The sequence below is a fragment of the Halomonas sp. CKK8 genome (genome assembly GCF_029625235.1).
In the GTDB taxonomy this organism is placed as follows: Bacteria; Pseudomonadota; Gammaproteobacteria; order Pseudomonadales; family Halomonadaceae; genus Halomonas; species Halomonas ventosae.
On sequence record NZ_CP121193.1, the window covers coordinates 2,602,903 to 2,621,275 of the forward strand.

19 protein-coding genes and 7 tRNA genes are annotated in these 18,373 nt (G+C 67.5%); 9 read left to right on the forward strand and 17 right to left on the reverse strand.

Annotated features, from left to right (window positions below; genetic code table 11):
- The first annotated feature begins 31 nt into the window (after positions 1-31).
- The gene (locus P8934_RS12345) at positions 32-928 is read left to right on the forward strand and encodes a DMT family transporter (protein WP_278031312.1); all 897 of its coding nucleotides are present in this window, start codon (positions 32-34) and stop codon (positions 926-928) included.
- A gap of 77 nt (positions 929-1,005) precedes the next feature.
- Here P8934_RS12345 and P8934_RS12350 read toward each other — a convergent pair.
- The 7 genes from P8934_RS12350 to P8934_RS12380 form a co-directional block, all read right to left on the reverse strand.
- Positions 1,006-1,093 (reverse strand) — tRNA-Ser (locus P8934_RS12350).
- A gap of 116 nt (positions 1,094-1,209) precedes the next feature.
- A complete protein-coding gene (locus P8934_RS12355; RefSeq protein ID WP_278031313.1) occupies positions 1,210-1,713 on the reverse strand; it encodes a YiiD C-terminal domain-containing protein in 504 nt (167 codons plus the stop codon).
- 1 nt (position 1,714) lies between these two features.
- On the reverse strand, positions 1,715-2,275 hold the full coding sequence (locus P8934_RS12360; protein ID WP_278031314.1) for a nitroreductase family protein: 561 nt from the start codon (positions 2,273-2,275) through the stop codon (positions 1,715-1,717).
- Positions 2,276-2,318: 43 nt separating this feature from the next.
- Positions 2,319-3,155, reverse strand: coding sequence for an NADPH-dependent 7-cyano-7-deazaguanine reductase QueF (gene queF, locus P8934_RS12365; RefSeq protein WP_278031315.1), 837 nt, complete (start codon positions 3,153-3,155; stop codon positions 2,319-2,321).
- Position 3,156: 1 nt separating this feature from the next.
- Entirely contained in the window at positions 3,157-3,930 is a 774-nt protein-coding gene (locus P8934_RS12370; RefSeq protein WP_106230216.1) for an ABC transporter permease, read from the reverse strand.
- Entirely contained in the window at positions 3,927-4,889 is a 963-nt protein-coding gene (locus P8934_RS12375; protein WP_278031316.1) for an ABC transporter ATP-binding protein, read from the reverse strand. Before P8934_RS12375 ends, P8934_RS12370 begins: the two co-directional genes overlap by 4 nt.
- A gap of 68 nt (positions 4,890-4,957) precedes the next feature.
- Complete coding sequence (locus P8934_RS12380) at positions 4,958-5,389, reverse strand: helix-turn-helix domain-containing protein (protein ID WP_278031317.1); 432 nt, start codon at positions 5,387-5,389, stop codon at positions 4,958-4,960.
- Positions 5,390-5,475: 86 nt separating this feature from the next.
- Here P8934_RS12380 and P8934_RS12385 point away from each other — a divergent pair, with 86 nt between their 5' ends.
- Entirely contained in the window at positions 5,476-6,042 is a 567-nt protein-coding gene (locus P8934_RS12385) for a YIP1 family protein (protein ID WP_278031318.1), read from the forward strand.
- Between the two features lie 161 nt (positions 6,043-6,203).
- Here P8934_RS12385 and P8934_RS12390 read toward each other — a convergent pair.
- The 6 genes from P8934_RS12390 to P8934_RS12415 form a co-directional block, all read right to left on the reverse strand.
- Positions 6,204-6,278, reverse strand: a tRNA-Gly gene (locus P8934_RS12390).
- Positions 6,279-6,304: 26 nt separating this feature from the next.
- A tRNA-Glu gene (locus tag P8934_RS12395) sits at positions 6,305-6,380 on the reverse strand.
- A gap of 90 nt (positions 6,381-6,470) precedes the next feature.
- Positions 6,471-6,545: transfer RNA gene (locus P8934_RS12400), tRNA-Gly, on the reverse strand.
- A 26-nt stretch (positions 6,546-6,571) separates the two neighbouring features.
- A tRNA-Glu gene (locus P8934_RS12405) sits at positions 6,572-6,647 on the reverse strand.
- Between the two features lie 89 nt (positions 6,648-6,736).
- A tRNA-Gly gene (locus P8934_RS12410) sits at positions 6,737-6,811 on the reverse strand.
- 23 nt (positions 6,812-6,834) lie between these two features.
- A tRNA-Glu gene (locus P8934_RS12415) sits at positions 6,835-6,910 on the reverse strand.
- 191 nt (positions 6,911-7,101) lie between these two features.
- On the opposite strand from P8934_RS12415, the gene msrB reads away from it, so the two are divergent.
- The 4 genes from msrB to htpX all read left to right on the forward strand — a co-directional run bounded on the left by msrB (position 7,102) and on the right by htpX (position 10,878).
- Positions 7,102-7,503 (forward strand): peptide-methionine (R)-S-oxide reductase MsrB, encoded by a 402-nt coding sequence (msrB, locus tag P8934_RS12420; RefSeq protein WP_278031319.1) that lies wholly within the window; start codon positions 7,102-7,104, stop codon positions 7,501-7,503.
- Between the two features lie 90 nt (positions 7,504-7,593).
- Entirely contained in the window at positions 7,594-8,553 is a 960-nt protein-coding gene (gene ylqF / locus P8934_RS12425) for a ribosome biogenesis GTPase YlqF (protein ID WP_278031320.1), read from the forward strand.
- 76 nt (positions 8,554-8,629) lie between these two features.
- Positions 8,630-9,859: a pyridoxal phosphate-dependent aminotransferase gene (locus tag P8934_RS12430; protein WP_278031321.1), complete on the forward strand. Its 1,230-nt coding sequence runs from the start codon at positions 8,630-8,632 to the stop codon at positions 9,857-9,859.
- 119 nt (positions 9,860-9,978) lie between these two features.
- Complete coding sequence (htpX, locus tag P8934_RS12435) at positions 9,979-10,878, forward strand: protease HtpX (protein ID WP_278031322.1); 900 nt, start codon at positions 9,979-9,981, stop codon at positions 10,876-10,878.
- Between the two features lie 156 nt (positions 10,879-11,034).
- On the opposite strand, the gene pdxB is transcribed toward htpX, so the two are convergent.
- Positions 11,035-12,198, reverse strand: a complete 1,164-nt coding sequence (gene pdxB / locus P8934_RS12440) for a 4-phosphoerythronate dehydrogenase PdxB (RefSeq protein ID WP_278031323.1) — start codon at positions 12,196-12,198, stop codon at positions 11,035-11,037.
- A gap of 116 nt (positions 12,199-12,314) precedes the next feature.
- On the opposite strand from pdxB, the gene P8934_RS12445 reads away from it, so the two are divergent.
- Positions 12,315-12,596 (forward strand): hypothetical protein, encoded by a 282-nt coding sequence (locus P8934_RS12445; RefSeq protein ID WP_278031324.1) that lies wholly within the window; start codon positions 12,315-12,317, stop codon positions 12,594-12,596.
- Between the two features lie 13 nt (positions 12,597-12,609).
- Here P8934_RS12445 and P8934_RS12450 read toward each other — a convergent pair whose 3' ends face one another.
- Together P8934_RS12450 and rlmKL are read right to left on the reverse strand one after the other, a co-directional pair.
- Positions 12,610-12,969 carry a glutaredoxin family protein gene (locus P8934_RS12450; RefSeq protein ID WP_278031325.1) on the reverse strand — a complete coding sequence of 120 codons (360 nt, stop codon included), beginning with the start codon at positions 12,967-12,969 and terminating at the stop codon, positions 12,610-12,612.
- On the reverse strand, positions 12,966-15,170 hold the full coding sequence (rlmKL, locus tag P8934_RS12455) for a bifunctional 23S rRNA (guanine(2069)-N(7))-methyltransferase RlmK/23S rRNA (guanine(2445)-N(2))-methyltransferase RlmL (RefSeq protein WP_278031326.1): 2,205 nt from the start codon (positions 15,168-15,170) through the stop codon (positions 12,966-12,968). Before rlmKL ends, P8934_RS12450 begins: the two co-directional genes overlap by 4 nt.
- A gap of 261 nt (positions 15,171-15,431) precedes the next feature.
- Here rlmKL and rmf point away from each other — a divergent pair, with 261 nt between their 5' ends.
- Positions 15,432-15,638: a ribosome modulation factor gene (gene rmf, locus P8934_RS12460; protein WP_082042631.1), complete on the forward strand. Its 207-nt coding sequence runs from the start codon at positions 15,432-15,434 to the stop codon at positions 15,636-15,638.
- 102 nt (positions 15,639-15,740) lie between these two features.
- Here the strand turns inward: rmf and P8934_RS12465 are convergent, their stop codons facing one another.
- The gene (locus P8934_RS12465; RefSeq protein WP_278031327.1) at positions 15,741-16,766 is read right to left on the reverse strand and encodes a quinone-dependent dihydroorotate dehydrogenase; all 1,026 of its coding nucleotides are present in this window, start codon (positions 16,764-16,766) and stop codon (positions 15,741-15,743) included.
- A 200-nt stretch (positions 16,767-16,966) separates the two neighbouring features.
- On the opposite strand from P8934_RS12465, the gene mgtE reads away from it, so the two are divergent.
- Positions 16,967-18,319, forward strand: a complete 1,353-nt coding sequence (gene mgtE / locus P8934_RS12470) for a magnesium transporter (RefSeq protein ID WP_278031328.1) — start codon at positions 16,967-16,969, stop codon at positions 18,317-18,319.
- Positions 18,320-18,373: the final 54 nt, after the last annotated feature.

Here is an 18,373-nt window from a genome sequence, read left to right on the forward strand (position 1 = left end):
CCCCCACCCGCCGTCACGCACGAACGAGGTCATGTCCATGCACCGCGATCACCACACGCTGCTCGCCTCCGCCATCGTGCTCGCGACGGGAGTCCTCTGGGGGGTCTACTGGCTGCCGGTTCGCGCCCTCGGGGAGATGGGCCTGGCGGGGGCCTGGGGAACGGCCGCCATCACCGCTGCCACGATGGCGATTCTGCTGCCCGCTGCGGTGCGAGATCGCCGTCAACTGGCCCGCACCCCGCCTGTCGTCCTGGTCTCGATCGCCCTTGGCGGCGCGGCCTTCGCGCTCTATTCGATCGGCTTCCTCTACGGGCGGGTCGCGATCATCATCCTGCTGTGGTTTCTCAGCCCGGTGTGGAGCACACTGATCGGCCGCTACCTGATGGGATGGCCGACACCCGGCCTTCGCATCGTCGCGATCGTGCTGGGGCTGGCGGGACTGACCATCATGCTGGGCGCCGACGGCACGCTCCCGCTTCCCCGGGGGACAGGAGAGTGGATGTCGTTGATAGGCGGCATCCTCTGGTCATTCTCCACCACCGGCATCCGCGCCAGATCCACCCTCACGGCCCTTCCCTCCACCTTCGTCTTCGCCCTCGGCGCGGCCGTGACGGCGCTCGTCCTCGCCCCGGCGCTTGAGCCGCTGCCGACCCTCACCTCGCCTCAAGTCGTCACGATGACGGGGCTGGCACTGCTGACGGGTGGCCTATGGTGGGGCCTGACCCTGGTGGGGCTGATGTGGGCGGCGGTCCGGCTGGAGCCTGCACGCGTCAGCATCCTGCTGATGACGGAGGTGCTGGTGGGGGCGGTCTCCGCGGCGCTCTTCGCCGATGAGACCCTGACCGGGGTCGAGATGGCGGGCGGCGCCATCGTGCTTGTCGCGGGAGTGCTCGAGGTCCTTCCCGCGCGCAGCCCGAGAACGGCATGAGGCATCGAGGCCGGACGATCGCTACCTGACAAGAAAAAAAAGCCGCTGACGAAATCAGCGGCTCTTTCCGATATTCGTGGCGGAGGGGGAGGGATTCGAACCCTCGAGGCCTTTCGACCTACACACTTTCCAGGCGTGCTCCTTCGACCACTCGGACACCCCTCCACGTTGTGGTTCTCGAGTCGAGCGACCTCGGCTGTGCCGCGCCTTCTCCTCCAGAACGGCGCACATGTTATCGACTTAAGTTCGCGATTGCAAGCCGTTTTCCCTTGGCCGCCCGCTCATCCGGCGGGCAGCACGGCATAGTCGCCGCGGGCCTCCAGGCAGAGGGTATCGCCGCACCAGAGCCGCTGGACCAAGGCGATGCGCCCCTTGCCGCGCTGCGCCAACCGCTCGGCCAGGGCCGAGGGTCCATCGCCGGCCTCGGGCTCACAGGTCAGGCGATAGTCGCCGGTCACCGGGGCCAGGAAACGCTGGGTGGCCTCGGCCACCACCACGTCCCGGGCGAGTCCGCGGCGACGCAGCCAGAGGGTGGTCCAGCACCAGCCCAGCAGAGTCGTCTGGGCGGTGAGGGCGCCGCCGAAGCCGGTGCCCTTGTCATTCAGACTGGGCGTGAGCGAGAGCGACCAGGCCAGGCAGTCGTCGTCGCGCGTCATCTCGCGGATACCCAGCGAGGGGACCAGGGGGATCGCCTCGCCCAGCCAGGCGAGGAAGTCGGCCATGTCGTCCTCGCCGCCGGCAGCGGGCAGCGGCAGACGCGGGTGGGGAATGCCGATCTGTCGCATCTCAGTCCCAGCGCTCCACGAAGGTCTCGATATCGTGTTCGGGGAGTGGCTTGTGGCGCCCACCCGGAGTGCCCAGGTAGAGGAAGGCCACCACCTCGTCCTCCTCGCCGAGCCCCAGGCCCTTGCGCACCGTGGGGTCGAAGGCGTACTTGCCGCTGCGCCACATGGCGCCGAGCCCCTGGGCGTGGGCCGCGAGCAGGATGCCGTGGGCCGCGCAGCCAGCGGAGATCACCTGCTCGATCTTCGGCACCTTGGGGATGTCGGGCGTGACCTTGGCGATCACCGCGATGATCATCGGGGCACGCCGCGGCTTCTTGCGTGCAGCGTCGAGGGCCGCGTCACCCACGTGGGGATCCTCGCGGAACTCCGCCTCGGCGAACAGCTCTCCGAGCCGCGAGAGGCCCTCGCCGGAGAACTCAATGAAGCGCCAGGGGCGCAGCTCCTTGTGATCCGGCGCGCGCAGGGCCGCCCGGTAGATCGCCTCCAGCTGCTCGGGGCTCGGCGGCGGCCCCATCAGCTTGCCCATGGAGCTGCGTTCGTGCAGCAGCGTCATCGCATCCATATCGCACTCCTGTTCAAGTTCTGTCGGCACTCTACCCAAGCGGCTACTGGCGTGCCAGCCGCAGCGGCGCGGGCGGGCGCTCGCCGGGGGTGGCGCGCCAGGGGCTGATATCCAGCCCGCCGCGGCGCACATAGCGCGCCAGCACCAGCAGTCGCTCCGGGCGGGTGCGGTCCATCAGGTCCATGAAAATGTGCTCCACGCAGTGCTCGTGGAAGTCCTGGTGCTGGCGATAACCGATCAGGTAGCGCAAGAGCCCCTCGCGATCGAGTCGCGGGCCCCGGTAGCGGATCAGCACGCTGCCCCAGTCGGGCTGGCCGGTGACCGGGCAGTTGGACTTGAGCAGGTGGGAGTGCAGCGTCTCCTCCACCACCTCCTCCCCTGCCCGCAGGTGCTCGGCACTGGGGGTGTAGTCATCGATGGCGATTTCGAGATCGTCCAGGCACTCACCCGGCAGAGGCGTCACCGCCAGCGCCTCGTCGTCCACGTGGAAGAGCTCGACGGCCACCGGCGCACCGGCGGCCGCCGACAGGTCGTGCTCCAGGGTGTCGATGACCGCCTGGCGACTCTCGAAGCGGGTCTGGTTGAAGCCGTTGAGGTAGAGCTTCCAGGACTTGGACTCGATCAGGTTTGGCGAATCCGCCGGCAGGCGGAAGCGCGCCACGGCGACCAGCGGCTTGCCCCGGGTGTTGAGCCAGGAGACCTCGAAGGCGTGCCACTCGTCCTCGCCGATGAAGGGCAAGGCGCCCTCCTCGATGCTTAGCGGCGCCCGGTTGGCAGCGCGGGAGATGGCAAAGAGCAGCCCGGCATCGTAGTGCTCCGGGTAGGCGGCCTCGCGCCCCAGGGGGGCATGCATGAGGGTATCGGGTCGGTGATGTGCCATGTCAGCTCCTGATGCCCTTGCCGCGATTCAGCATCCACAGCGCTACCCCGAAGAGCACGCTGATGAAGGCCAGGATGGCGGCCAGCGCCCAGCCCACGGGGATGTCGGAGACGCCGAGGAAGCCGTAGCGGAAGACGTTGACCATGTAGAGGATGGGGTTGAGCATCGAGACGCCCTGCCAGAAGGCCGGCAGCAGCGAGATCGAGTAGAAGACGCCGCCCAGGTAGGTCAGCGGCGTGAGCACGAAGGTCGGCACGATGGAGATGTCATCGAACTTCTTGCCCAGCAGGGCGTTGATGAAGCCGCCGATGGCGAACAGCGCCGCGGTCAGCACCACCACGAACACCGTCAGCAGCGGGTGCGCAACCTCGATGCGGGTGAAGAACAGCGACACCCCGGTGACGATCAACCCCACGCCGAGGCCGCGGGCCATGCCGCCCAGCACGAAGCCGGTGAGGATCACCCAGTTGGGCATGGGCGAGACCATCATCTCCTCGATGGAGCGCTGGAACTTGTTCGAGAAGAAGCTCGAGGCAACGTTGGAATAGCTGTTGGTGATCACCGCCATCATGATCAGCCCCGGGACGATGAAGTCCATGTAGCTGTAACCATCCATCTCGCCGATCCGCGAGCCGATCAGGTTGCCGAAGATGATGAAGTACATGGTCATGGTGATCGAGGGGGGCAGCAGGGTCTGCGGCCAGATCCGCGTGAAGCGCTTGACCTCCTTGTGCACCAGGGTCCAGAGGGCGATGGCGATCTGGGTCGGGTTCATGCGCGCGCCTCCGCCTTATCCGCCGCCGCCTTGTCGCTGTTGCCCTGCTCCACCATGGCGACGAACATCTCCTCTAGCCGGTTGGCGCGGTTGCGCATCGACATTACCTGCAGCCCCTGGGCGCTGAGCGCCTCGAAGACATCGTTGAGGCGCTGGCCGCGGTGCACCACCACCGCCAGCTGGGCGGCATCGACCCGGCTCACCTCGAAGCCCGCCACCTCGGGGGCAGCCTCGATCGGGTGCGCCAGGTCCAGCAGGAAGGTCTCGGTATCCAACTCGGCAAGCAGCTCACGTACGCTGGTGTTCCGGATGATCTCGCCATGGTTGATGATCCCGACGTTGCGGCACAGGCTCTCTGCCTCTTCCAGGTAGTGGGTGGTGAGGATGATGGTGGTGCCCTCGTCGCGATTGATGCGGCGCATGTATTCCCACATGCTGCGGCGCAACTCGATATCCACGCCGGCGGTGGGCTCGTCGAGGATCAGCAGCCGTGGCCGGTGCATCAGGGCCCGGGCGATCATCAGCCGACGCTTCATGCCGCCGGAGAGCATCCGCGCGCTGCCGTTGCGCTTGTCCCACAGGCCAAGGTCGCGCAGCAGCTCCTCGGCCCGGGGCAGCGCCTCGCGACGCGACATGCCGTAGTAGCCGGCCTGGGCCAGCACGATGTCGATGACCTTCTCGAACTGGTTGAAGTTGAACTCCTGGGGCACCACGCCGAGGTGGTACTTGGCACGGGCGAAGTCCCGGTCGATGTCGATGCCGAAGATCGAGACCTGGCCCGCCGTCTTCTGGACCAGCGAGCAGACCACGCCCAGGGTGGTGGACTTGCCTGCGCCGTTGGGCCCCAGCAGGGCATAGAAGTCGCCCTCGGCGACGTCGAGGTCGATGCCCTTCAGGGCCTGGAAGCCATTGCCGTAGACCTTGGTCAGGCCACGGATGGACAGTGCCGGTTCGGCCATGTGCGATCCCGTCAGAGAAATGGAAGTCGTCGAGAGAACCCGATGAGATGGGGATGGCCCTGGAAACTTCAAGGTTCCCCCTCCCAGCCCGGCAGCGAGAACTCCTCCTGCAGGTGGCGGAGCTCGGGCTGGTGCAGGGCCGCAATGCGCTCGGCCAGGTCGGCGCCCCTGGCGAGCAGGTGCACCTCCATGCGGCGACGATCGGCCCGCCCGGGCCGGCGCTCCACCAGGCCGGCCTCCTCGCAGCGCCCGATCAGCGCCACGGTGCCGTGGTGCTTGGCCTGCAGCCGCTCGGCCAGCTCACCGACACTCGCCCACTCGCGCCCCGCGAAGCCCTTCAGGTGCAGCAGCAGCTGGTACTGCAGGGGGGTGAGGCCGTGGTCACGACAGATGTCCTCGCTCTGGCGCAGGAAGCAACGCAGCCGGTAGCGGAAGTGCGACAGGCGCTCGAAGTCCTGCTTGGTCAGGGACTCGGGGCTCGGATCGAGGTCTCGGGGCATGGTGGACTCCTTGACAGCGGACGACACGGGGACTAATACGTATCATAACATGATATAAAACAGCGAGCCTGACCACGAGGTGCCCCATGAACGCCATGACCCTCTTCCGCCTGCCCTTCTCGCGCACTGCGGGCTGGAAGGAGCTCCAGCAGCGGCGCATCCCGATCCCGAGCCTGGCCTGGCTGGTGGTCCTGCCGATGTCGTTGCTCCCCCCGCTGATGCTCTACTATGCCGGCACCCACTACGGTGACGACTTCGTCACCGGCTTCGCCGATCGTCCCTGGCGCTTCATCACCACCATCCTCTTCCTGGCCGAACTGCTGACCTTCTTCGTCATGGGCTGGCTGATCCACGCCGTGGTCAACGGCCAGGAGGAACTGTCGATCGACTACCACGATGCCTACCTGTTGGCCGCCATGGCCCCGCTGCCGCTGTGGAGCGCCTCGCTGGTGCTGTTCGTGCCCAGCCTGCTGCTCAACGCCCTGGCCGTGCTGGTGGCGCTGGGGATCTCGTGCAGCCTGATCTACCACGGCCTGCAGGGGCTGTGCCGGCGGGGCGATGACGACATGGTGGCCCAGTCGGCGACCTATACCATCATGGCGGCCGGCGTGCTGGCGTGGGGCGTGCTGATGGCCGTGGTCTGGGCATACTGATCCGCCAACCTGGAGAGGCAGCAAGGATGCCGGACGGAGCGAAGAATAAGAAGAAATCGATTGGAGCGTGAAACGAGATTCGACGGGGCTGCCGTCAGCTGGGCCGGCACTCCGGGTCGTGACCCGAGCCTTGGCCTGACCGAATATGCTAGAAAACCGAATGGAGCGGGAAACGAGATTCGAACTCGCGACCCTCGCCTTGGCAAGGCGATGCTCTACCACTGAGCTATTCCCGCCTGGAAGGAGTGACATGCGAGCGAGGTGGCGTCCCATAGGGGGTTCGAACCCCTGTTACCGCCGTGAAAGGGCGGTGTCCTAGGCCACTAGACGAATGGGACGCATGGAGCGGCAAACGAGATTCGACCGGGCTGGCGTTCCAGCTCGCGACCCTCACTTTCCAACTCTTGGCCCATCTACCCGGAGGAAGATGGAGCGGGAAACGAGATTCGAACTCGCGACCCTCGCCTTGGCAAGGCGATGCTCTACCACTGAGCTATTCCCGCAGGTCTCACACTGTCAATACCGGAAGTGGCGTCCCATAGGGGGTTCGAACCCCTGTTACCGCCGTGAAAGGGCGGTGTCCTGGACCACTAGACGAATGGGACGCATGGAGCAGGAAACGAGATTCGACCGGGCTGGCGCTCCAGCTCGTGAGCTGAGCCTTGGCCTGATCAAATGCGCTACCCAAACCAAATGGAGCGGGAAACGAGATTCGAACTCGCGACCCTCGCCTTGGCAAGGCGATGCTCTACCACTGAGCTATTCCCGCACTCCGGTACCTGATGAGTCGAGTGGCGTCCCATAGGGGGTTCGAACCCCTGTTACCGCCGTGAAAGGGCGGTGTCCTGGACCACTAGACGAATGGGACGCAATGTCTCGCCTCGTCGAGGTGCGGCGAATATTACCCAGCACCCGGGAAGCTGTCAAGCGGGTCTCGCCGGACGTTGATATCCCGTGACCGAACCTCCCCGATGACTGGAAACACCCGCCCCTGTTGATGTCAGAATGGACGTGACACGCACCGGGCCCGCCCCGGCGCCATGACAAGGAGTAGAGGCCATGCGCAGCAAGATCCAGAAGAGCGATGCCGAATGGCAGCAGCAGCTGACGCCAGAGCAGTACCGCGTCACCCGCGAGAAAGGCACCGAGCCACCCTTCAGCGGCCACTACCACGTGAGTGACGAGCACGGCATCTACCACTGTGTCTGTTGCAACGCCCCGCTGTTCGAGAACGAGCACAAGTTCGACGCCGGCTGCGGCTGGCCCAGCTTCGACCGTCCCTTCACGCCGAGCTGCGTGGCGGAGCAGACCGACACCAGCCACGGCATGCAGCGCACCGAGGTGACCTGTGCCCGCTGCGATGCCCATCTCGGGCACGTGTTCCCCGATGGCCCTCAGGAGACCACCGGGCTGCGCTACTGCATCAATTCGGTGGCGATCCAGTTCCACGCCGGGGAGTAGTCCCGGCCCGTCACCGCCCTCCCCTGACACGGCCGCCCATCTGCTATGATGGGCGGCCATTTTCATTCATGCGCATGCAGGAGAGGCTCGATGCTCGGCTGGTACCCGGGACACATGAACAAGGCGCGCCGGCAGATCCTCGAGGCGCTGCCGGAGATCGACGTGGTGATCGAGGTGCTCGACGCCCGCCTGCCCTACTCCAGCGCCAATCCCATGCTGGCCGAGCTCACCCGCCACAAGCCGGTGTTGAAGGTCCTTTCCCGGGCCGACCTCGCCGACCCCGAGCGGACCCGCGAGTGGGTCAGCTTCTTCGACGCCCAGGACGACATGCGGGCCCTGGCGGTGACCACCACCCAGGCGCGCGAACTGAAACGCATCCCGAAGCTGTGCCACGAGCTGGCCGGTCAGGTGCGTGCCGACCGCGACGTGCGGGTGATGGTCATGGGCATTCCCAACGTCGGCAAGTCGACCCTGATCAACGGCCTGGCCGGGCGCACCATCGCCAAGACCGGCAACGAGCCGGCGGTGACCAAGCGCCAGCAGAAGGTGCGCATCGGCGGCCGCGTGGCGCTGATCGATACCCCCGGGGTGCTGTGGCCCAAGATCGAGGACCAGGCCAGCGCCCACCGCCTGGCCGCCAGTGGCGCCATCCGCGACACGGCCATCGACTACGTGGAGGTCGCCGTGGTCGCCGCCGCCGAACTGGCCAGGCGCTACCCCGAGGCCCTCAAGGCGCGCTACAAGCTCAAGTCCCTGCCCGAGTACGCCCCCCACCCCGAGGCCGGGCTGGTCGAGGCCGATGGCCCGGAGCGGGTCGATCTTCTCGCGCTGGCCGGCTTCGATGGCCATGCGATCCTTGCCGAGATCGCCTCCAAGCGCGGTGGGCTGCGCCCCGGTGGCGAGGTCGACCTGCACCGCGGTGCCGAGGTGCTGCTCCACGAGCTGCGTGACGGCAAGCTGGGCCGGCTGACCCTGGAGACCCCGGCGGACATCCCGCCCGAACCCGACGCCGCCGACATGGTTGGTGGCGACGGTGCCGAGCCCGCATAATCACCGGCAACACTGCCCCGAGACGCCGCCCGCCCCGGCAGAGGCGGCACACCGACACCACTGGATCTCAGCGCCCATGGACACTCCCCCGATCAGGAAATCGCACAAGCTCGAGAACGTCTGCTACGACATCCGCGGCCCGGTGCTCGAGCACGCCAAGCGGCTGGAAGAGGAAGGCCAGCGCGTCCTCAAGCTGAACATCGGCAACCCCGCCCCCTTCGGCTTCGAGGCACCGGAGGAGATCCTCCAGGACGTGATGCGCAACCTGCCCACCGCCCAGGGCTACTGCGACTCCAAGGGGCTCTATTCGGCGCGCAAGGCGATCATGCAGGAGTGCCAGCGCAAGGAGATACCCGGCGTCGGCATCGAGGACATCTACATCGGCAACGGTGTCTCCGAGCTGATCGTGATGGCCATGCAGGCGCTGCTCAACGACGGCGACGAGGTGCTGATCCCCGCCCCGGACTACCCGCTGTGGACCGCGGCGGCCAACCTCTCGGGCGGCCATGCCGTGCACTACCTGTGCGACGAGCAGGCCGACTGGGCGCCGGATATGGCCGACATCCGCGCCAAGGTCACCGCCCACACCCGGGCGATCGTGATCATCAACCCCAACAACCCCACCGGGGCGGTCTACCCGCCAGCGGTGGTGCGCGAACTGCTGGAGATCGCCCGGGAACACGACCTGGTGGTGTTCTCCGACGAGATCTACGACAAGATCCTCTACGATGGGGTCGAGCATGTCTCCACCGGGGCCCTGGCCGGCGAGGACCAGCTGGTGGTGACCATGAACGGGCTCTCCAAGAGCTATCGCTGCGCCGGTTTCCGCAGCGGCTGGATGATCCTCTCCGGCAACATCGCCAAGCAGCGCGCGGCCGACTTCATCCAGGGGCTGACCATGCTGGCCTCGATGCGCCTGTGTGCCAACGTGCCGGCCCAGCATGCCATCCAGACGGCGCTGGGGGGCTACCAGTCGATCAACGACCTGATCCTGCCCGGCGGCCGCCTGCTCGCCCAGCGCGACATCACCGTCGAGAAACTCAACGCCATCCCCGGGGTCAGCTGCACCCGACCCAAGGGGGCGCTCTACGCCTTCCCGAAGCTCGACCCCAAGGTCTTCAACATCCGCGACGACCAGCAGCTGGTGCTCGACCTGCTGTTGCAGGAGAAGATCCTGCTGGTGCAGGGCACCGCCTTCAACTGGCCCGACCCCGACCATGTGCGCATCGTCACGCTGCCCTGGGCCGACCAGCTCGAGGACGCCCTGGACCGCTTTGCCCGTTTCCTGTCGCGTTACCGCCAGTAGATCGGGGATACCTTTCTTCCCGCCGCTTGAAACCCGGCGGGGAAGCACGTATCTAAGCAACAGCTTTTGCAGCCCGCAACGTGGGGCGCCCCCTTCCCGACGACTGGAGATTTCCGGCAATGATGAGAATCCTGCTCTTCCTGGGCACCAACCTGGCCGTGATCGTGGTGGCCAGCATCACCCTGCGCCTGCTGGGGGTGGAGGGCTACCTGACCGAACAGGGCATGAACTTCAATGCCCTGCTGATCTTCTGTTTCATCTTCGGCATGGCCGGCTCGATGGTATCGCTGTTCATCTCCAAGTGGATGGCCAAGCGCAGCACCGGCACCGTGATCATCGAGACGCCGTCGAATGCCACCGAGAAGTGGCTGGTGGATACCGTGGCGGAACTGGCCCGTGACGCCGGCATCAAGACCCCCGAGGTGGGCATCTTTCCGGCCCAGCAGTCCAACGCCTTCGCCACCGGCTGGAACAAGGATGACGCCCTGGTGGCGGTCTCCGCCGGCCTGCTCAACCGCATGCGCCCGGAGGAGGTACGCGCGGTGCTGGCCCACGAGATCGGCCACGTGGCCAACGGCGACATGGTCACCCTGGCCCTGATCCAGGGCGTTCTCAACACCTTCGTGATGTTCTTCGCCCGTGTGGTGGCTCAGCTCGTGGATAGCTTCCTGCGTCGCGACGATGGCGGCGGCTTGGGCTTCATGGGCTACTTCGCGGTGGTGATCGTCGCCGAGATCGTCTTCGGTCTGATCGCCTCGGCCATCGTCGCCTGGTTCTCGCGCTTCCGGGAGTATCGCGCGGACAGCGCCGGCGCACACCTCGCCGGCAGCGGCGCCATGATCAACGCCCTCGCCCGCCTCAAGGCCGAGACCGAGATGCCCGACCAGATGCCGGACACCCTGCGGGCCATGGCAATCACCAAGGGCCAGACGCGCTCGCTGATGGAGAAGCTGTTCGCCAGCCACCCGCCGCTGGATGATCGCATCCGTGCGTTGAAGGAAGCGGCCTACCGGCAGTAACAGCGACCCGCGGCGAGGCCACCCGCCGCGGCTCTCTGCACAGGCCGCATCCATGCGCTGAAAGAAGCGGCCTACCGGCAGTACCCCCCTGCCAGCCAATACCTAAGAGTGGGCCCGCCAGTTGGCGGGCCCGCTGTCGTTTGCCGCCCATCGGCATCAGGCAGTGGCGGTATCGACCGAAAAGCCTGCGCCTGACAGCAGCGGTGCGAGTTCCCGGGCCCCTTCGAGAAGCTCGATGGCGAGGGTCGCGAACTCACGACGCAGCGGATAGGCCGCTCGACAGGCATCGAAGCCCTTGGCCATGCCCTGGCGACGGGCTTCGCGGTGCAGGCTGTCATGGTCACGCCGCACGTCATGGACGGCGCGCAGGCAAAGGCGAAGCGCCTCCTCGGGCGAGAGGCCACCGTCCAGGACGAGCCGCGCCACGGGAGGCGGCGGCGCCAGGTCATCCATCGTCAGGCGAGCAGGCAGGCCGACATGCTGGGCCAGGGCGCGGTAGATCCGGTGGGTGCCGCGCAGCTTGCCGTCCAGGCTGTAGCCGGCGACATGCGGCGTGGCAATGGCGGCGAGATCCGCCAGGCCGCTGTCGATGGCAGGTTCGTGCTCCCAGACATCGAGCACTGCGCTGACATCGCCCTGCCCCGCCAGCCGCTGTCGCAGCGCTTGGCCATCCACGCAGTCCCCGCGACCGGCGTTGAGCAGCACCGTGCCCGGGGCCAGGGCCGCAATGCGCTGGGCATCGAGCAGATGGTGCGTCGGATAGGGCCCCTCGGTCACCAGCGGCGTGTGCAGGCACAGCACGTCGCATTCGTCGATCAGGGTGTCCAGCTCCATGAAGCCGGCCAGCCCCTCGGCGCCTTCCGCCGCCACGCGGGGCGGGTCGCAGGCCAGGCAGCCGATGCCCATGGCCGTGAGACGCGCGAGCAGCCGTCCGCCCACGTTGCCCACGCCGACGATGCCGACGCGACGCTCGGTCAACCGCCATCCCTGACGCTCTGCCAGGGTCGAGAGGCTGCCCAGCACGTAGTCCACCACCGCCTCGGCGTTGCAGCCCGGGGCGCTGGCGAAGGCGACGCCGCGCTCGGCCAGGGCCCGCTCGTCCACGTGGTCGGTGCCGATGGTGCAGGTCCCGACGAAGCGCAGCCGGGAAGTTCGGGCCAGCAGGGCCTCGTCGACGCGGGTGATGGAGCGCACCACCAGGGCGTCGGCCTCCTGCAGCGCGTCGGCATCGATCTCGCGTCCCGGCAGGCGGACCATCTCGCCCAGTTCCCCGAAACATTTCTCGGCGGCGGGCACGTTGGCATCGACGACGATTCTCATGGCTGGTTCCCTTCCGGCTGGTGATACGACTTGTTCAGTGTGCCCAAGCCCTTACAATACCGCCATTGCCACTCGCGCGTCGCAGGCCTGCGGCGCCCTCCACCTCGGGAGCTGCCGTGATCGTCCGCTGGGAAACCGACCATGACTATGTGCTAGTGCATGTCCATCAGGACATGTTCGGCGACTGGATCTTCAGCCGCGCCTGGGGGCAGATCGGCACCCAGTTCGGCGGCCTGAAGCATCGCCTGGCCGATGACCACGACCAGGCGATGATGTGGCTGGCTGACGAGACCACCATCCTGTCCTCGCGGGGCTTTCGCAAGGTGCTGGAGGTGGAGGCCGAGAGCACCGAGGGACGCGACGCCGTCAGCCAGCTCTCGCTGCTGGACTCGCTCTAGGCGTCGAGGGCCATCAGCCCAGATAGCGCCGCCCGCCACGCAGGGTTGCCCCCTTCGCCGCCCTCTTCGTCACCCCGGGCGACGGCTCGCCACTCAGCTGCTGCTGCAGCTGCTGCCAGGCCGTCTCGTCCAGCCAGCCCCGAGCCGCCAACCAGGCGGCCAGGCGGTCGGGTTCCATGCCGCGGTCCAGCTCCTGCCCCACCTCGTCCACCAGCACCGGGATGCGCACCCCGTAGTGTGCGACCAGCCCCTCGTCCTCGCTGATCTCGACCTGCTCCAGCCGGTAGCACTCGGCACACAGGGTCGCCAGCACCGCCTCCAGCTGCTCGCAGAGATGACAGCCCAGGGTGGTATAGAGCCTCAGACGGATCATGCGCCCTCCCGATGGCGAATCAGGAACACATGGTGCAGGTCGGGGTTTCTCGAGAAATCGGGATCGAAGGTGCGCGAGGAGATATCCTCCACCCGGAACTGCTCGGCGAGGTCCGCATCCAGCTTGAAGCGCCGCTGGTTGTTGGAGAACACCAGGGTCCCCCCCGGCGCCAGGCGTGCCATGGCCAGGCGCACCAGTTGGCCGTGGTCTCGCTGGACATCCAGGGTATCGGCCATCTTCTTGGAATTGGAGAAGGTGGGCGGGTCCAGGAAGATCAGGTCGAACTCGCCGCCGGCGGTCGCCAACCAACGCAGGCAATCGTCACGCACCACCCGATGACGCCCGGGGTCGAGCCGGTTTAGGGCGAAGTTGTCCCGGGCCCACTCCAGGTAGGTGTTGGAAAGGTCGACGCTGACGCTCTCGCTGGCCCCGCCGGCCGTCTCCGTGCCCTCTTCCTGCGCTCCGAGAACGGCCTGGACCGTGGCGGCCCCGGTATAGCAGAAGAGGTTGAGGAAACGCTTGCCGGAGGCCATCTCGCCGAGCAGCCGGCGCACCGGGCGATGGTCGAGGAAGAGGCCGGTATCCAGGTAGTCGCGCAGGTTGACCCACAGCCGCGCCCGGCCCTCGCGCACCTCGAAGCGCTCACCGCTGGCCGCCTGCTTGCGGTACTGTGCCTTGCCGCTCTGCCGCTCGCGGCGCTTGACCACGACCTTCCCGGCATCGACGCCGAGCGCGTCGGGAATCACGCCCAGCGCCTCGTGCAGCCGCTTCTGGGCCTGGGCCGCATCAACGGATCTCGGCGCCGCATACTCCTGGACATGTACCCGGTCGCCGTAGAGGTCGATAGCCAGGGCGTACTCGGGCATGTCGGCATCATAGAGCCGGTAGCAGCTCTCGCCGCTCTTCTTGAGCCACTTCTTCAACCGCCGGCGGTTCTTCTCCAGGCGGTTGGCGAACATCTGCGCCCCCTCGGAGCGCGCGGGGGCGGCCTCCCCGGAGGACGACGCCTCCGCCTCGGGGATCGCCATCAGCAACAACTTGGCTTCCAGGGGGCCGTTGCGCAGCGCGTACTGCTTGCGGGCCCGCAGCCCGATGCGATGCCCGAGGTCAGGATTGGCGGTAAAGACCGCCAGCTGCCAGCCGGGGAACGCCGCCTTGACCCGCTCGCCGAGCTGGCCGTAGAGGCGCACCAGTTCGGGAAGCTCGCCGAGGCGCTCGCCGTAGGGCGGGTTGGTGATCACCAGCCCGCGGGGGGTGTCGGGCAGCCCCGCGGGGCGCGCGAGCCCGGCCAGGGAGGCCCCTTCGAGCTCGATCAGCGCCGGCACGCCGGCGCGCATGGCGTTGGCCTTCGCCGCAGCCAGCGCCGGGGGGCTCTCGTCGAAGCCGTAAAGCCGCAAGCGGCAGCGCTTGCGCCCGATGCTGGCCCGTGCCTCGGCCTCGCGCTTGAGCTCCCGCCAGCAGCGCTCGTCGTGGCCGGCCCAGCCGTGGAAGCCGAAGCGTTCCCTGGCCAGACCGGGGGCGATGTCGGCGGCCATCAGGGCCGCCTCGATCAGCAGGGTACCGGCACCACACAGCGGGTCGACCAGCGGCGCCCCCTCCCGGGCCATCGCCGGCCAGCCGGCGCGCACCAGCAGGGCGGCGGCCAGGTTCTCCTTGAGCGGCGCATGGCCCACGTCGCGGCGATAGCCACGGCGGTGGAGGCTGTCGCCCGCGAGGTCCACGCCCAGGGTCAGCCGCCCACGGTGCAGGTGGGCATAGAGGCGCAGGTCCGGCTGCCGGGTATCGACGTCGGGCCGCGGCCGACCCTCGGCGTGGAGGCGGTCGACCACCCCGTCCTTGACGGTCTGGGCACCGAAGCGGGTGTGGCGGATCGCCTCGGCGCGGCCATGGAAGTCCACCGCCAGGGTCGCGCCCGGTGCAAGATGGTCCCGCCAGTCGACGGCCGCGGCGGCGGCCCGCAGCGCCTCGGGGGTCTCGATGCCCTCCCCCTGCGCCAGGCACAGCACCAGCCGGTTGGCCAGCCGCGACCACAGGCAGATGCGGTAGGCGCTCTCGAGGCTCGCGCGCAGGTGAACCCCGGCCACCGTGGTCTTGCCGGGCACGGCACCCAGGGCGGCCAGCTCATCGGCCAGCAGCAGCTCGATGCCCCGCGGGCAGGTGGCCAGAAGATCCAGTGAATCAGGGGAGTGCAGTTCAGTCATGACATATCCATCGGCGTGGCGCCTGGCCGGGGTGAAGGTGTGACAGGCAGGTAAACGCCTTGTTACAAATCATCGGTCGACAATCGTCGTCATCCTGGGCTATCAATGACTGAGTAGCTACTGAATGACGCATGCGTTCTGTCAGCGGGCCTCGAGTCGTCGTGCAGCACGGAGTTGCCGCAGAGACCGATGTCGCCCGGGCAACATGAATCCGGTCTCGAGGCCGGGTTCTCGTCGGTACCTTCATCAAGAGGTAGTCCAATGAAACGACAGAAACGTGATCGCTTCCAGCGTGCCTATGTTCATGGGTACAAGGCGGGTCTCTCAGGTCGTTCCCGCGATGACTGTCCAAGTCAGGATATCAATCTACGCGAGTACTGGATGAGCGGTTGGCGTGAAGGTCGTGGGGATCAATGGTCCGGCATGACGGGAGTCTCCGGCATTCACAAGAACCCCATGGTGATGTGACCCCCGCATTCACCGGGTCATCAGCCCATCGTCAGAGGTGTTGACGAACATATCAAGCCCATGGCCATGCCATGGGCTTTTTAGTGGCCGCCCGCCGGGCCCTCACTGCCCGGCGAAGCGGGCCTGAAGTGCCCGGGCACACTCCCCCACCAGCGCCGGCCCGCGATAGATGAAGCCCGAATAGAGCTGCACCAGGTCGGCGCCGGCCGCCACCTTGGCCCGCGCCGCCTCGCCGCTGTCGATGCCGCCCACGCCGATGATCGGCATGCCGGGAAGCCGGCGGCGCAGTTCGCGGATGACCGTGTTCGAGGGTTCGAATACCGGCCGACCGGAGAGCCCCCCCTGCTCGTCTGCATGCGCAAGCCCCGCCACCGCCTCGCGAGAGACGGTGGTATTGGTGGCGATCACCGCGTCGATGCCATTGGCCTCGAAGGTGCGCGCCACCAGGCCGACCTCCTCGTCGCTCATGTCCGGGGCGATCTTCACCGCCAGGGGGACGCGGCGACCGGCCTCCCGGTCGAGCCGGCTTCCCTCCGCGCGCAGGGCACCGAGCAGCGCATCCAGGTGCTCGCCGAACTGGAGGTTGCGCAGCCCCGGGGTATTGGGCGAGGAGATGTTCACCGTGATGTAGTGCGCATGGCCATGCACCTTGCGCAGGCAGGTCAGGTAGTCGTCCACCGCCTGCTCCACCGGGGTGGTGAGGTTCTTGCCGATGTTGATGCCGATCACCCCGTCGTAGCGGCTCGCCCTCACACGCTCGACCAGGTGATCCACCCCGGCATTGTTGAAGCCCATGCGATTGATGATGGCGCCGGCCTCCGGCAGGCGGAACAGCCGCGGCCGGGGATTGCCGTCCTGGGGCCGGGGCGTCACGGTGCCCACCTCGACGAAGCCGAAGCCCAGCGCGCCCAGGGCATCCAAGTGGTCGGCATTCTTGTCCAGCCCGGCGGCCAGGCCCACCCGGTTGGGAAAGCGCAGCCCCATCAGCTCCACCGGGTCCTCGACCCGCCCGCCGCCGAGTCGCTCCGCCAGGCCCAGGCGACCGGCCAGGTCGAGCCCCTTCAGGGCGACGCCGTGGGCGGTCTCGGCGTCCAGGCGAAACAGCAGCGAACGGGCAAGCGAATACATGGCGACTCCGGTCAAGGGGGCGGGCGGGGGCCGCAGAGTATAGCAGTGCCGGGGGCCGGACACGACGCCGACGCCTTGCCAGGCGCCTGACGACCGTCCCCGCGGCGACAGCCAGGGGGTGTTCTGTGATCTACTGTAGGCAACGTCGCGGCGATCACGGCCGGGTGGGCCGTGCAGCCTAACAAGCCAGGGAGATCCATATGGCCGATACCACCGAAACCCTCGAGGACCGCCTGTCGCGCATTCACCGGGCGCTGGGCGACGAGCGGCTCGATGCCGTCGACGACGTCCTGGCCGACCTGGAGCCGGCGGAGGTCGCCCTGCTGCTCGAGTCACTGCCCCCGGCGGCGCGCATCAAGCTGTGGGAGCGGGTTCCGGGCGAGGTCGACGGTGAGGTCCTGCTTCACGTGCACGACGAGGTGCGCAGTACCCTGCTCGATGACATGGACCATGCCGAGATCGTAGCCGCCACCTCGGGTCTCGACACCACGGACCTCGCCGAGATCTTCGAGGACCTGCCCCAGCAGGTGGCCGAGGACATGCTGCGCTCGATGGACGAGCTGCAGCGCAGCCGGCTGCAGGAGACGCTCTCCTTCGAGGAGGACAGCGCCGGCCGCCTGATGCGCACCGACACCATCGCCGTGCGCGCCGACGTCAGCCTGGAGACGGTCAAGCGCTTCCTGCGCTGGAAGGAGGCGGTGCCCGACAACACCCATGCGCTGATGGTGGTCGACCGCAATGGCTTCTTCGTGGGGGTGCTGCCGTTGGCGCGCCTGGTCTCCCATGACCCCGAGATGGCCGTCGCCGACCTGATGGACCGCGACGTGGACAGCATCCAGGTGACCATGCACTCCCGCGAGGTGGCCACCCTCTTCCAGACCCACGACCTGGCCTCCGCGCCGGTGGTCGACGAGGAGGGCCTGCTGCTCGGTCGCATCGTCATCGACGACATTGTCGACGTGATCCGCGAGAACTCCGAGCAGGCGCTGATGAACATGGCCGGCCTGGACGAGGAGGAAGACCTCTTCGCGCCGGTGATGCCCAGCGCCAAGCGACGCGCCGTGTGGCTCGGCATCAACCTGGTCACCGCCTTCCTGGCCGCCTGGGTGATCGGCCGCTTCGAGGATGCCCTGGACAAGATCGTGGCGCTGGCGGTGTTGATGCCCATCGTCGCCAGCATGGGCGGCATCGCCGGCAGCCAGACCCTGACCCTGGCGATCCGCGGCCTGGCCCTGGGCCAGATCAGCCGCACCAACAGCAGCTGGCTGCTGCGCAAGGAGATCGGCATCGCCGCCCTCAACGGCGTGCTCTGGTCACTGGTCGTGGCCGTGCTCGCGGTGCTCTGGTTCGGCAGCATCGCCATCGGCGTCATCATCGCCGCGGCACTCGTGATCAACATGCTGGCGGCCGGCATCGCCGGCATCGTCATCCCGCTGATGCTCAAGCGCTCGGGTATCGATCCCGCCCTCTCGGGGTCGGTGATCCTGACCACGGTGACCGACGTGGTGGGCTTCATGGCCTTCCTGGGACTGGCCACGCTGTTCCTGCTCTGACCGCTGCCTTGTCCGCCCCCCCGAAAACACGAACCCCCGCCACCGGCGGGGGTT